Origin of the sequence: Daejeonella rubra (assembly GCF_900103545.1) — a bacterium.
Lineage (GTDB): Bacteria > Bacteroidota > Bacteroidia > Sphingobacteriales > Sphingobacteriaceae > Daejeonella > Daejeonella rubra.
The window spans coordinates 24,859-39,039 of record NZ_FNHH01000035.1 but is presented as its reverse complement, the minus strand read 5'-3'; the positions used below and the strand labels follow the sequence as shown (position 1 = coordinate 39,039).

Genomic DNA, 14,181 nt, shown 5'->3' with positions numbered 1-14,181 from the left:
TTGGTTTAATAATAAACTTTTTTCTAAGCCAAGGTTTACTATTTTTAACAATGAAAAACTATTAGAAACCGGTCAACTCTAATTAGGGAAGTACAGAATTTGCCACTACAGCAAATCTATTTTTGCTCTTTGCTTTTACCTTTCTGCTTTTACCTTTCTGCTTTTACCTTTCTGCTTTTACCTTTCAGCTTTACGCTTTACGCTTTATGCTTTCAGCTTTAACCTTTCAGCTTTAACCTTTCAGCTTTACGCTTTCAATTGTCGTTAGCCAGATAACAGATAACAGATAACAGATAACAGATAACAGACAACTGACACCCCCTTTCCTTACCAGTCTAATCCCGGTTGCTTCAAGGTCTTGATATTTTCCTTTGCCTTGGCTTCCTGTACAATTTTGCGAGTGTCTTCAAGCAGTTTTTTGGAATCATAGACTATACCATCCTTCACTGTATATTTCACTCCGCCAACACGTATTGGTTCATTATTTTCATCAATGCGGATAGCACCGGTTCCATATAAAACCTTGAGGTTTTGCAAAGGATTTTCCTTCAGGATCACAAAATCAGCCAATTTTCCTACTTCCACGGTACCAATTTCTTTTTCCATGCCCAGGGCTTGTGCAGCATACATGGTCGCCGACCGGATCACTTCAAGGGGATGGAATCCAGCCTCTCTAAGCAATTCCAATTCGCGGATAAAGGCAAAACCATAAAGCTGGTAAATAAATCCGGAATCAGAACCAGCAGTCACTCTGCCACCCCGGTTCTTATATTCGTTGACAAAGGTCATCCAAAGCCTGTAATTTTCCTTCCACTGTATCTCCTCTTCCGTTGTCCAATCAAACCAATAAGATCCATGGGATTCTCTGCTCGGCTTGTAGAAGCGCCACAGGGAAGGTAAGGTATATTCCTCATGCCATTCTGCTCTTCTAGCCCTCATTAAATCACGGTTGGCTTCATAAATATTGAAGGTAGGGTCGAGTGTGAAATCCAGATCCAATAATTCCTGCATGACCTTATTCCAGTGATCTGAATAAGGTGCAGCTGCCTGTTTCCATAATTTTCCAGCCTCCGCAAAACGATGTTGTTCGTTTTGATAATTATAATCCAATCGGTAATCCTGTATGGTACGGTCTACTAATAAGGCTTCCGGTAATCCATACCAATGTTCCATAGACGTTAGACCTGCCCGGGCAGATTGTAAGACATTCCAGCGTGCAACATCCATTTGTGCATGATGCATACCGGAGCGTAAGCCAATTCGTTTATTCTCTGCCATAGCTGCCTGCATAACTTCAGGTTTGGCACCAAAAAACTTGATGCCATCAGCTCCCTTTGCAGCATTTTCATTTACCCAGGCTTTTGCTTCAGCGGCATTGGTAATGGGCTTTGCAGCACCCTGGCCGAAACTGGTATAGGCAAGAAGCCTTGGTGCTGTGATCTGATTAGAAGCTGATTTCTTCTTCTGATCCAATACCCAGTTTAGACCATTGCCAGCAGATGGATCTCTAACTGTGGTAATTCCATGGGCCATCCATAGCTTAAAAACATATTCTGCCGGCGTTCCCTGTCCGGTTCCACCAATATGACCATGCATATCTATTAATCCCGGCAATAAATAATGGCCTTCCAGATCCATTACCTTATCTTCCGGACCAGCTTTTGGCCTGCGGTCTTCCTTGATCGGCAGACCAGGATATCCCACAACCTTGATTTCAGTAATTTTATTTTTTTCTACGACAATATCTACGGGTCCTATCGCAGGTGCACCAGTACCATCGATCATGGTTACACCCCTGATAATAAGTTTATTATAAGGTCCATCCCCTTCTGTTCTGTCGGGAGCAGGCTTAATCTGAGCCAGGCTAAACAATGGCAGGAGCATAAGGGCAATAATTGATTTTTTCATGGAAAAGAATTATAAGATCATGAATGTAGGTTTTTTAAAAAGAATAATAAAATACCGGGAAAATCAACTCTGAGCAAAGTGAAATTTTCTGCCTGCCAATTCCCGGATTTTTTTATTGGTCATGCTTTCTGGGATTCATTTTGACTAGTTCAAGGTTTATATCTTGAGTTTAATCCGGTGTTTCGTTACTGATTAACCAGTTTATTAAAAAAAATGTAAATAAGACTTTACATTATGGTTTAATTAATTACTTTTGTAAAGTTAACTTTACATAATAAAAGACAAAGATGAATTTAGCAAGAAAAACAAAGGTTCGGAAATTAGCTCTTTGGACCTGGAGCTGGGTAGCAACATTGGCCATAGCCACCTATGGCTCTAAGTATATTTGGGATGATCATGCCTTTTTAACCACATTTTCAATTATTGTTAACCTGATAAATGGAGTACTGATGATTCTCTCAAACAGAGATCTGTTCAATGACTTTGATGAATTAGAAAAGAAAATTCATCTGGAGTCTATGGCAATAACACTTGGTTTATCAGTGATTGTGGGATTAACTTTTTCATTAGTAGAGAGAGCTGGTTTGTTTAATTTTAAAGCGGAAATAAGTTATCTGGTCATGTTTATTGGTATAAGCTATTTAGTTTCATTCGTAGTAAACACGAGGCGATATACATGAAAAATAGAGTCAGGGAGCTAAGAAGTCTGAGGAATATGACTCAGGAAGATCTGGCAGAGATCATTGGGGTTTCAAGGCAAACAATAAATGCCATTGAAAAGGAAAAATTTGATCCTAGTTTACCCACCGCTTTTAAGATTGCAAACCTATTTCAACTACCTATTGAAGAAATATTTCATTTTGGAAAATAGTGGAGACTAAATCATTTATTTTTTCATATTTGCTAAGACATATTTGCTGAATATTCATAGAATCATTCTCTTGAATTTTTATTAAGCATATCGAATACTTGTTTCAATAAATTATATACTAATTATGGGTTTATTTTCTGCCTTATTAGGCAATGCAGGTGCAGTAAGCAACGAAGAATTATTGAAAAATTATGCATCTCTTTTGATTGAAGGAGAGGAAATTGAGCTTGGCTTTAAATTGATCCGCGATACCTTCATATTCACTTCTAAAAGATTGATCTTAATTGATAAGCAGGGATTAACAGGAAGCAAAACTGCATACACATCTATTTCTTATAAAAGTATCTCCAGATTCAGTGTGGAAACTGCCGGCACCTTTGAATTAGATGCTGAATTAAAGATCTGGGTTTCCAGTGAGCAGAACCCAAGTATAACCAAGCAATTTAATAAATCAGTGAATGTTTATGATGTTCAAAAGGTGCTGGCTTATCATGTTCTTAGGTAATTTCGCTTTTTCAAGGAGCTAATTCCAGCTTGCAGAAATCTTGTCAGAGGTTTAAATCGTTTCAATCTGAAACGAATTGGACTTGTTCATTGCCCAATTCTTGCTGATTACAGGATAATTCCCATTGGTTTGTACAAACCGAATTGATTCTTAACTTAAAGAAATATATTTTCGATTTGATTATATTTTTTTGATAATTAAGAAATTTTAGTCGTGAATATGCAATTAAAGCTAAATTCGACAAACCTTTTTTATGACACTTTTTAATTTCTTTTTGATCATCCATATCCTGGGTGGAAGTATCGGGCTTTTGGCTGGTTCTGTTATTCTCTTTTTAAAGAAGGGAGATGCGAGGCATAAAATGATCGGGCGATTCTTTTATTGGGGAATGATCCTTGCCGGTGTCAGTTCTTTAATTCTTTCACAAATACGCCCGAATCCATTCTTGTTTATCATAGGTGTTTTTACCCTCTATATGAATCTGACGGGAAATATTTATCTTAAATTCAAGAAGAAAGATGTGACTGCAAGTTTATTTGACAAAGTAATTGTGCTTGCTATGGTAGTTGTTGCAGCTATGTTTGTCTACCAGGGACTTAACATGGTATCAGAAAGTAACTTCGGATACGTTTATCTGACATTTGCATTTGTATCGATACGTTTTATTTATGCGGATTATAAATTTTATAAAGGTCAATTGGATCATACCAATAATTGGTTGCAGGCTCATCTTCAAAGAATGCTGGGTACTTATATCGCAGCAATGACGGCTTTCCTGGTCGTAAACGTAAAGTTTCTGCCTGATTATATTGTTTGGTTGTTCCCAACCGTAGTGATTACGCCTTTGATAATTTTCTGGTCTAAAAAGTACAAAAAGGATCTCCCAATTGTTTCCAAGGCAGTTTAAATAATTTTTCATTTTGCTTATCTCTTGAGTTTTTCAAGATATTCCAGAGCTACTGATCGAAAATAAATTAAATATTACGCATTCGATTAAATAATCGTAATATTGCGATGCAAAGTAATATAGATTATGTCAGCTACGAATTGTGTTCCGGCTTACCAAAGGAAAAGGCTAGGTTTTTTAGACCGTTACCTGACATTATGGATCTTCCTGGCCATGGCGATTGGTGTTGGAATTGGTAATTTTTTCCCAAACTCTTCTACCTGGATCAATTCACTTTCACAGGGCACAACTAATATTCCTTTAGCCATTGGCTTGATCCTGATGATGTATCCTCCCTTTACAAAGGTTCGGTATGATCGATTAGGCGAAGTATTTAAAAACACTAAGGTATTGACGGTTTCTCTGATCTTAAACTGGATCATCGGTCCGGTACTCATGTTTCTCCTCGCCATAATCTTTTTACGTGATTACCCTGAATACATGGTCGGACTGATCCTAATTGGTTTGGCAAGGTGTATTGCCATGGTTATTGTATGGAATGAACTCGCAGAAGGCAGTCGTGAATATGCGGCCGGACTGGTGGCATTGAACAGTATATTTCAGGTATTGCTTTATAGTGTTTATGCTTATTTTTTCATTACAGTACTTCCGCCATTATTCGGACTTTCTGGTTCAATTGTTCCCATTACGATAGGGGAGATTGCCCTTAGTGTTGCCATTTATCTGGGGATTCCATTTTTGGCTGGTTTTCTGACCCGTTATTTTTTGATCAGGAGCAAAGGGGAAATATGGTTCAATGAAAAATTTGTTCCCAGGGTATCACCGATCACATTGATAGCACTGCTTTTTACCATTGTACTGATGTTTAGTCTGAAAGGGCAATTGATCGTTGAGATTCCATTTGATGTAGTTCGTATAGCCATTCCATTAGTTATTTATTTTACACTGATGTTCTTTATTAGTTTTCTGATCGGAAAAAAAATGGGAGCCGATTACAGTACGAATACTTCCATCGCTTTTACAGCTTCAGGTAATAATTTTGAATTAGCGATTGCCGTAGCGATCGGAGTTTATGGGATAAACAGTGGCCAGGCTTTTGCGGGTGTTATCGGTCCATTAGTTGAGGTTCCTGCACTCATTATTCTGGTAAATGTTGCTTTTTGGTTGAGAGATAGATTATATAAAACTACATAATATGAGAATTGCACTATTTTCGGACATACATGCAAATTTACCAGCTCTGGAAGCATGTTTAAATAGCATTGATGAGCAGGATGTGGATGCCATTTATTGCCTTGGTGATCTTGTAGGATACAATGTCTGGCCCAATGAGGTGGTCAATGAGATCAGAAGAAGAGGTATTCCCACCATTGCAGGAAATTATGATGAAGGCATTGGTTTGATGAGCGATGAATGCGGATGCGCCTATAAAACGGATCCTGAAAAGGATATGGGAAAGATCTCTATCTCTTATACCAATCATCTGGTGAAACCTAAGGAGCGCAACTACCTAAGGACTTTACCCTCACATATACGTGTCGAATTTAAATTGAACAAGGATCAGATGAATCTGCTGCTTGTTCATGGTAGTCCGAGGAAGATCAATGAGTATCTTTTTGAAGATCGTGAAGAGAAAAGTTTAATGCGAATCCTGGAAGATGCTGATGCGGATATCCTGTGTTTCGGACATACGCATAAACCTTATTATCGGGTTTTGCCTGCAATTGAATCAGAAGGTCAGAACTATCGTCATGCCATTAATATTGGTTCCGTAGGCAAACCAAAGGATGCTGATCCGAGGGGATGCTACGTGATTTTAACCCTAAATCCTGAATCAAGCAAACTGGATAAGAATGCCATTGATGTTGAATTTGTGAGGTTTGAGTATGATGTGGAAAAAGCGGCAAAGGCTGTAGAAGACAGCCCTTTGCCAAATGAATTCGCTGATATGTTAAGAAGAGGGTTCTAGGAAAATAATAGGTTGATTTTTTTTCCAAGTCCAAATTCAAATATTCTGTAGAGTGTAGAAAGTTGAATATCGCATTTTCCATTTTCAAGCCTTGAGATATAACTTTTCTTCGTGCCTACCTTTTCAGCTAATTGTTCTTGTGTCATATTTGCTTCTTTCCGAGCTTCTTTCAACATTGCGCTAATTACAAAATACTGAGCTTTCTCTTCAAATGTGTCACGTTTTTCAGCGCCAATTTTTCCGTATTTGATATCTAATAACTCATCAAAGTTTTTAGCATCTCTTATTTCGATTTTATTATTCATTACCTTTTCTTTTTTGCGTTAAAATATTCGTCTTTTAGTTTCTGAGCCAAATCAATTTCTTTCTTTGGTGTTTTCCGGGTTTTCTTTTGGAAACCATTAAACAACAAGACTAAATTACCTTTGTCGAAACAACAAAATATTCGATAAATATTGCCTTCATATTCTATTCTGATTTCATAAAGACCATCAGTTCCTGTCATATGTTCAAGAAATTTTTTTGGAACATTTTGTACAGTTTTTACAATTTTGAAAACAAACTCAATTTTTTCTTGCACTTTTTCAGACTGTTCCAGATAGAAGTCTTGAAAATAGTGTTTATAGAAAATTATTTGTCGTTCAGTTTTCACAGTACAAAGTTAACTCAAAAGTTAACAATTTGCAAATTTTTGGATTTCAATTTTTAAAGTATTCACATTTTGTGCTTACTGTCAATCGTTAGTTTAAGAGCATTTTGTATTGGTTGGATTGGTAGCTTTTATGATAAAAGTGAGTCGGGGAAATTTAGTTATTCTCGCCACCCACTAAATGCAATTTAGTCTGGCGCCCATCAATGTACCAGAACCCGTTTTTATCAAAATAGCCATTTTGTTCCAGCATAAATCGCACCGGCTTATTCCATTCTTTCACGTCGACAGCCGCATTTAATTCAATGGAATAGGCTGTTTGGTAATGCATGGGATAATCACCGCTACCGGGAACACCATTTTGCTGATCCCATAATCCGATCGTTGGCCCTGCAGCATGTCCATGAAAGCCAAGAGGGTGGGTATAGATCGTTCCATTGATATTTTCTTGTTTTGCCTGATCCAGGGCAGCTGCCAGAATCTGGTTACCGGTTCTGTTTTCTTTGAACTGATTGGTTAAGATATCCTGTAAGCGGTTTGCTTTTGATAATCCTTCAGTTAAATAGGAGGGTGCTGCCTTTTCTCCCGGTGCAAGTACATAGGCATGCTCCTGAACATCGGTATTTAATCGAAGGTAGCTAATGCCAAAATCTACATGCAGCAGATCACCAGTCCTGATCACATTATCCTGATCTTTCGATTCTTTTGAAAATGCTTTTAAATGATCAAAGGCGACATTGTCATTTCTTTGGATATTGACTGAAGGATGAAACCAGGTGGATAATCCCATATCATTCACTTTCTGCCTGAACCACCAAACGAGATCTTCGCTCGTGGTAATACCGGGTGTGATCACTTTGCTGCTAAATCCTTCCGCTATGATTTTATGGGTTATGCTGTTCAATTGAGGATAGATCTGCATTTCACGAGGTGTTCTGGTTTCTAACCATGCCACCGCCAGATCAGAAGCAGAAACTATTTTTGACTTATTTGATGCTGAAAATTTTTGTGTCAACTCCTCGTAATCGGTATGATCGATGCCGTCAGCCTGTCCGAAATGTTGGGAGGTATTCAAGGCTATTTTTTCAGGTTTATATTGCCCAATTATATCATTCAATGCATCCCATTGGTCCGGGAATTTTTTCATATCCCATTGAGCTTCAATCTCATCACCAACGTTGTATCTGGCTATGGCTATTTTCTTAAATACCTTAGTTTTCGGGTTATTATAAAATACAAGAATGGTTCGGCGTCTGGCATTTAACCAGGTTGCAGGAAGCATGGTTCTGATAACCGGATCTTCATTATATTCCCTTGAAACGATCACCCACATATCGATCTTGTTTTTTTCCATGAGTGAGGGCAGGAGATTATTGAATCTGTCAGCCAATACTTCATCGATAATTCTGGCCTGCTCTTTCAGTGGTAATATTTGTGCATGTGCAGTAATGGCGATCAGAATGAAGGCAATTAATCCGGATAGTTTCTTTATCATATTTAAAATATGTGTCTAATTCTTTTTATTCAACTGTTTATGTTTTTTCTTGAATTATTAATCGATTCAGATATGCTCAATATCTATTCAATCGAAATTATCATAAATTACCTGCAATCTATTTTTAATTTTTGGATCCTAAAATATTCAAATTTTGCTGCCCTTAGAATTCAGGATTTGTTTTTCAAAAGCATGTGCTTAATTGCACATAAAAGAAGCTTTTTGAATAAATTTGAGTTATTCATTTCGACAAATCAATTTTCATTGAATAATTTTTAGATTTGCATTCCCCGTGATTTAATCAATTCTCATTTTCTGAGACTCTATAAAAGACCTTTTTTTACAGAGATTTTCATTAGGAAAACTTAGTTACCTAACATGGGATATTGATTACCAATAACTTGAAAATCAATTATATACATATGACTAAATATTTAAATCTCTTTGACTTAAAACAAAAGGTCGACTATAAAACAGAAATTTTATCAGGACTTACAGTAGCGCTTGCACTAGTCCCGGAAGCTGTTGCTTTCGCATTGATTGCCGGTTTATCACCACTTACCGGACTTTATGCTGCATTTGTAATGGGCCTGGTTACTTCCATTTTTGGTGGGCGTCCGGGCATGATATCAGGTGCAACAGGAGCGGTTGCCGTTGTGATTGTTGTATTAGCAAAATCACATGGTGTGGAGTATGTGTTTGCAGCGGTTGTATTGGCAGGAATAATACAGATGACAGCAGGTTTTTTACGTTTGGGTAAGTTAATTCGACTGGTTCCTCATCCTGTGATCTTCGGGTTTGTCAACGGATTAGCAATTATCATTTTCATGTCGCAATTAGATCAGTTTAAGGATATTTCAGGTAATTGGTTAACAGGAAATACCCTTTATATCTTGTTAGGATTGGTCCTGCTAACAATGGCTATTATTTATGGACTTCCTAAAGTCACAAAGGTTATTCCAGCATCACTTGCTGCAATTTTGAAAATATTTGGCCTCGTAGCTTTTTTCGGGATCGACACAAAAACTGTTGGAGATATTGCATCGATCAAAGGAACTTTCCCACCTTTTCACATCCCAATGGTTCCATTTACGCTGGAAACTCTTCAAATTATATTTCCATTTGCCATAATAGTTGCCGGAGTTGGCTTGATTGAGAGTTTGCTGACACTCAATATTGTAGATGAAATTACTGAAACAAGGGGCAGAGGAAATAAAGAAGCTGTTGCCCAGGGTGCTGCAAATATTTTATCAGGTATTTTCTCAGGAATGGGCGGTTGTGCAATGATCGGTCAAAGCTTAATTAATGTATCGAATGGTGCAAGAGCAAGATTGTCAGGTATTGTGGCTTCAGTAATGCTGCTCGTTTTTGTTATGTTCGGGTCCTCTTTAATTGAGAAGGTTCCAATGGCTGCATTAACCGGATTGATGATCATGGTTGCAATCGGAACCTTTGAGTGGGCAAGTCTGAAAACTTTTACCAAAATGCCGAAATCGGATATTTTTGTGATGGTGATGGTTACTTTGGTTACGGTGTTCTTGCATAATCTGGCTCTTGCTGTAATAATAGGGGTTGTAATTGCTGCTCTGGTATTTGCCTGGGATAATGCTAAACGTATCAGGGCAAGAAAATCAATTGATGATCATGGTGTGAAACACTACGAAATATATGGCCCTTTATTTTTCGGTTCTGTTGCTGCCTTTAATGAGAAATTTGATGTTTTAAGTGATCCTGATGAAGTAATTATTGATTTTGCTGAGAGCAGGGTTGTAGACATGTCGGCAATTGAAGCACTGAATAAAATAACAGAACGCTACCATAAAGTAGGTAAAAAAGTTCATTTAAAGCATTTAAGTCCCGATTGTAAGCAACTGCTTAAAAATGCGGAAGCCATAATTGATGTGAATTTATGGGAAGATCCATCCTATAAAGTAGTGACTGATATAGTCAGGTAAAATTAATTGGCAAAACTCCTTTTTTCATACCTAAAGGGAAATTAATAACTATTAATGGTTTTGTCTGATTTGCAGTAATCCCATATCATTCACTTTCTGCCTGAACCACCAAACGAGATCTTCGCTCGTGGAAATGCCGGGTGTGATCACCTTGCTGCTAAATCCTTCCGCAATAATCTTATGGGTTATGCTGTTTAATTGAGGATAGATCTGCATTTCACGTGGAGTTCTTGTTTCTAACCATCCTATCGCCAGATCTGCAGCAGAAACCACTCTGGCCTTATTTGATGCTGAAATTTTTTGAGTCAATTCCTCGTAGTCGGTATGATCGATACCATCAGCCTGTCCGAAATGTTGGGAGGTATTCGGGACAACACACCCTCTTCCTTTTTAATCCGGCATTAATTCTGCTTCCGTTGCACACCATCCAATTTAACAGGTACTTCACCATTTGCAGTCCGAAACATAAAAATATCACTCGCACCGTTGCCGCCAATCAGCTTTCCGTCTCTGTTAAATACCTGTATGCTCCAGGCAAATCTTTTACCTGCACCTAACCGGGCATTTAGGGTCAGTTCTTTGAGGCTGTCTTTCTCGAAATGGGGTTTATTAATACGTAAGTAAATGATGCTGTCCTTTTCGAAAATAGGTTTATTCCCCCTGAACGCTTGCTCGGGCGACTGGTCGCCCAGGATCTCAACAATTTTGAACTTATGGATTTGATCACTTCCGACCGGCATAGGCTGCAGCCAGGTAAATAACATTCGCTGATTTGAATTCACTGTGCTGCCGTTAAGGGGAGCGGTTAGCCTGAGGCGTGAAGTTTGTGCGGGGGCTTCAATTGCGGCTAGAATAAGCAGGAGGCATAAAAATCTTTTCGACATGATGGAGCGTTTTTTTAGCGAATAATAAATATAAAAAAATATTTATTAATTACCTTATACCTATATAGTTGGATTCTCTTTGGCTTGAGTAATTATGAGATTCTTTGTTCCTCCTAACATTATTACAAAACGAATTAACCAGTCACTCAGTTAACAATGGGCTTCATTGAGCTCATTAAATAAATAAGCGGGGAAAGTAAAACAATATTCGACCGCAGCTCCTTTTCATATTGCCACATTCCAATGTCGACCCCGCTTGGATTTCCTCTGATCACCATAATCGGCAGGATCAAGGTTTTCTTACGGTACTTAAAGGTTTTCAAGCCGGCTTTGTCCACCTGGCGAAACGCCATATCGATATCTTTTAATAAAATACTATCGATATTAAGGCTAGGTTCATAGCTTACAATCACTCCCTTGGAATTAGTTTTCATCCTGATAGAATGGAGTGAAAACCCGGCCATAAACCGCTCGCGAGGGGCGCTTAATTTGAAGTACTTCATAAAAGAATTATAAAAGGTATTGTCCGACATATCCTGCGCATTTGCAGAATAAGGGATATACAGTAAAAAGATGAATAGATATTTCATAGACATATTCTGTAATTTAAAAAACCGAAATAGATACATCATTTCTTAAGCATGTGAGGGTGCCAAGGGAAATAAAAGCTTAAATAATGAGATTGGATGCGCTGGCCTTGGGCTAGTAAGAATATTTACAAACTTAATAAATCAAAGCTACGTGTGTATTTCAATGTCAGACTCTGGGTATCTAAGAGGTCAAGCAAATCCTTGTCTTTTACGATATTGACTACTACAAACAAACCATTATTTGCATTTTGAAGCCATCCAAATCTTGCATTTACAGAAGTAATTCTTGACCTGTTGTTATATTGAACTAAACTCTGAACAAACATACGCGGGGTAAATGAGTAAGCCAAACGATTCCCAAGTATAATAGCTTTCAATTCCCCGTTTGGCAGATTTAATATATTGTGATTTACAATGACGGATGAATTCAATTTATCTCCAACTCTAGCTTTTACAGTAGCTGTTGTCGCAATTCTATCTCCTCCAAAATATCCTCCTACGATAGTTCGGGCATTCAATGAAACTGCTTTGTTTTGATTTGTCATCAGGACCAGTTGCATTTCATTATGTTTATATGTTGATTTGGACACTAAAACCCCCGATAAATTAAAATCCTGTAAAACGCCTTCTGTTGTATAATTAATGCCTGTATGTATCTCCAGGCCGCTTTTCCAAACCCAATGATTGTCAATATGGAGGTATCCCGTAACTAGATTTCCTTTAAAATCGGCATATTGTCTATAGGAGATATGAGGCCTAAGTTCTAACAGATTCAATACATTATCCGGCCTCCACCTGTGCTGGATAAAAAATTCAGGTTTCCTGAAAGCACTCCTTTGAAGAAAACCTACTTCCGGATTGAATCCTTCACCTAATTCAGTATAGGCAGCTCTAAGTTCCCATCTTTCCCAATTATAACTAAACTGAAGTTTATATGAATGATCAGAATCGGTAATTCCGGGAGTTGCACTTTTAGCTAAAAACCCAGTGATTTGTGCCTTTTGGCCCAGACCCCATTTCCCATCTACCGCCATGACATGATTGTAATCATCATTGCGTTCTCCCAGTCCTGTTCTATTTATAAATGCCGCCCCAATTGAAGATCTGTTTTTTGGAAAATCGTGATTTACTCTGGCCATGTTATAGCTATTCTTATCTATGCCCAGACTTTGGACATCGTCTGTAAACATGCTTAATAATCCCACATTGGTTTGCCCTATTTTACCTGAAACCCGTCCTCCTCCTGTGATCGGTATAATATTTCCATTGTCACTAATCCCAATCTTACGACTAAAAAATAAATCTACTTCGCCCGGACTGCCCACTGTAAATTGACCTGCATTTTCCAGGAAAAATGGCCTCTTTTCCGGAAAAAATAAATTGAATCGATCTAAATTAACTTGCTCATCATCTACTTCAACTTGAGCAAAATCAGTATTATAGGTTAAGTCAACTGTCAGACTAGGCGTAACACTATACTTCAAATCCATTCCGGCCTCAAAATTTGTATCAGTTTTATCAGGCACAATAGACTTATTGTTGACTACCTGAGTAAGTGCATATGGAAATATTTTGAAATTGCCTGGATTTTTGAGGATTAATCCATTCAACTTACCGGCCATAGACAATCTCTTCAGATCAAAACCTATTGGAATTGTTGCCCAGTAAGCGGTTTCAGTAGTTTTACTGATGTTCCTTTCAAAATTGATACCCCAAACCAGGTTTTCACCTGCTGTAAATCTCAGGGAACGCAATGGAATAGCAAACTCTGCACTCCATCCGTAATCTCCAATATGAGTCTTGACATCCCAGTCTGCATCCCAGTTTAAGTTTATACCACCAATTACACCTCCTTGCTGGCGATTAGTATTATTACTTCCTTTGCCTTCGTTATCAATTTGAGCATCGTATTCCATTCCATTTGCATTGGTTCCGAATAAAAAACCATTTTGAGTATCGTTATAGGTGTCGAGGATAAATAGAAAACTATCATCATCCGTCAGATCAGCATCTCTTCTTGAGTCAGAAACTACTATTGCTTTCGGATCAGTATGGTAACAGATAGCTGACACATAAAACATTTTATCTGTATAAGCAATCCTTATTACCGTCTTTTCGGAAGCAGGAGCTCCGATATTAGGTTTGATTTGTGTTAAATCACCAATGGGCTCAATGCTTTCCCAAAATGAATCGCCAATTATTTTACCGTCGATAAGCGGGTCTGCATTAGATAATTTGGCTTGAACAGCAGGTCGGTTTGTTACCTGTGACTGGGTTCGGTTTTCCTGAGCTTCAACATAAAATGAAAAAATCAACATTATTGATATTATCCAAAGAGATTTACATTGAAGGTTCATGTCTTAAATAGAATTTTGTTTTATGATGATGCTAATTTAGTCTTATATTCATTTAAACCAAAAAGTCGCTTTGCGATCCCTAAGTTGAGTT

15 protein-coding genes are annotated in these 14,181 nt (G+C 37.9%); 7 read left to right on the top strand and 8 right to left on the bottom strand.

Annotation, left to right across the window (positions count from 1 at the left end):
- Window positions 1-327: 327 nt before the first annotated feature.
- On the bottom strand, window positions 328-1,908 hold the full coding sequence (locus BLR27_RS16830) for an amidohydrolase family protein (protein WP_090706828.1): 1,581 nt from the start codon (window positions 1,906-1,908) through the stop codon (window positions 328-330).
- A gap of 287 nt (window positions 1,909-2,195) precedes the next feature.
- On the opposite strand from BLR27_RS16830, the gene BLR27_RS16825 reads away from it, so the two are divergent.
- The 6 genes from BLR27_RS16825 to BLR27_RS16800 all read left to right on the top strand — a co-directional run bounded on the left by BLR27_RS16825 (window position 2,196) and on the right by BLR27_RS16800 (window position 6,160).
- On the top strand, window positions 2,196-2,588 hold the full coding sequence (locus BLR27_RS16825) for a hypothetical protein (protein WP_090706827.1): 393 nt from the start codon (window positions 2,196-2,198) through the stop codon (window positions 2,586-2,588).
- The gene (locus tag BLR27_RS16820; protein WP_090706825.1) at window positions 2,585-2,779 is read left to right on the top strand and encodes a helix-turn-helix transcriptional regulator; all 195 of its coding nucleotides are present in this window, start codon (window positions 2,585-2,587) and stop codon (window positions 2,777-2,779) included. Before BLR27_RS16825 ends, BLR27_RS16820 begins: the two co-directional genes overlap by 4 nt.
- A gap of 124 nt (window positions 2,780-2,903) precedes the next feature.
- Entirely contained in the window at window positions 2,904-3,284 is a 381-nt protein-coding gene (locus tag BLR27_RS16815; RefSeq protein ID WP_090706823.1) for a PH domain-containing protein, read from the top strand.
- 253 nt (window positions 3,285-3,537) lie between these two features.
- Entirely contained in the window at window positions 3,538-4,191 is a 654-nt protein-coding gene (locus tag BLR27_RS16810; protein ID WP_090706822.1) for a DUF2306 domain-containing protein, read from the top strand.
- Between the two features lie 126 nt (window positions 4,192-4,317).
- Window positions 4,318-5,385, top strand: coding sequence for an ACR3 family arsenite efflux transporter (gene arsB / locus BLR27_RS16805; protein ID WP_090706820.1), 1,068 nt, complete (start codon window positions 4,318-4,320; stop codon window positions 5,383-5,385).
- A gap of 1 nt (window position 5,386) precedes the next feature.
- The gene (locus tag BLR27_RS16800; protein ID WP_090706819.1) at window positions 5,387-6,160 is read left to right on the top strand and encodes a metallophosphoesterase family protein; all 774 of its coding nucleotides are present in this window, start codon (window positions 5,387-5,389) and stop codon (window positions 6,158-6,160) included.
- Here BLR27_RS16800 and BLR27_RS16795 read toward each other — a convergent pair.
- From BLR27_RS16795 to BLR27_RS16785, 3 genes are all read right to left on the bottom strand, one after another.
- Window positions 6,157-6,465, bottom strand: a complete 309-nt coding sequence (locus BLR27_RS16795) for a helix-turn-helix transcriptional regulator (protein WP_090706817.1) — start codon at window positions 6,463-6,465, stop codon at window positions 6,157-6,159. The two genes, BLR27_RS16800 and BLR27_RS16795, sit on opposite strands and share 4 nt — an antisense overlap.
- Complete coding sequence (locus BLR27_RS16790) at window positions 6,465-6,812, bottom strand: type II toxin-antitoxin system RelE/ParE family toxin (protein WP_090706816.1); 348 nt, start codon at window positions 6,810-6,812, stop codon at window positions 6,465-6,467. Before BLR27_RS16790 ends, BLR27_RS16795 begins: the two co-directional genes overlap by 1 nt.
- A 154-nt stretch (window positions 6,813-6,966) precedes the next feature.
- On the bottom strand, window positions 6,967-8,304 hold the full coding sequence (locus BLR27_RS16785; RefSeq protein WP_176767732.1) for a M24 family metallopeptidase: 1,338 nt from the start codon (window positions 8,302-8,304) through the stop codon (window positions 6,967-6,969).
- Window positions 8,305-8,726: 422 nt separating this feature from the next.
- On the opposite strand from BLR27_RS16785, the gene BLR27_RS16775 reads away from it, so the two are divergent.
- Window positions 8,727-10,259 (top strand): SulP family inorganic anion transporter, encoded by a 1,533-nt coding sequence (locus BLR27_RS16775; protein ID WP_090706813.1) that lies wholly within the window; start codon window positions 8,727-8,729, stop codon window positions 10,257-10,259.
- Between the two features lie 51 nt (window positions 10,260-10,310).
- Here the strand turns inward: BLR27_RS16775 and BLR27_RS16770 are convergent, their stop codons facing one another.
- The 4 genes from BLR27_RS16770 to BLR27_RS16755 form a co-directional block, all read right to left on the bottom strand.
- Complete coding sequence (locus tag BLR27_RS16770) at window positions 10,311-10,568, bottom strand: hypothetical protein (protein WP_143007774.1); 258 nt, start codon at window positions 10,566-10,568, stop codon at window positions 10,311-10,313.
- Window positions 10,569-10,660: 92 nt separating this feature from the next.
- Entirely contained in the window at window positions 10,661-11,143 is a 483-nt protein-coding gene (locus BLR27_RS16765; RefSeq protein WP_090706810.1) for a hypothetical protein, read from the bottom strand.
- 146 nt (window positions 11,144-11,289) lie between these two features.
- The gene (locus tag BLR27_RS16760) at window positions 11,290-11,733 is read right to left on the bottom strand and encodes a hypothetical protein (protein WP_090706808.1); all 444 of its coding nucleotides are present in this window, start codon (window positions 11,731-11,733) and stop codon (window positions 11,290-11,292) included.
- A 125-nt stretch (window positions 11,734-11,858) separates the two neighbouring features.
- Window positions 11,859-14,051: a DUF5916 domain-containing protein gene (locus BLR27_RS16755; protein WP_090706806.1), complete on the bottom strand. Its 2,193-nt coding sequence runs from the start codon at window positions 14,049-14,051 to the stop codon at window positions 11,859-11,861.
- Between the last annotated feature and the right edge of the window lie 130 nt (window positions 14,052-14,181).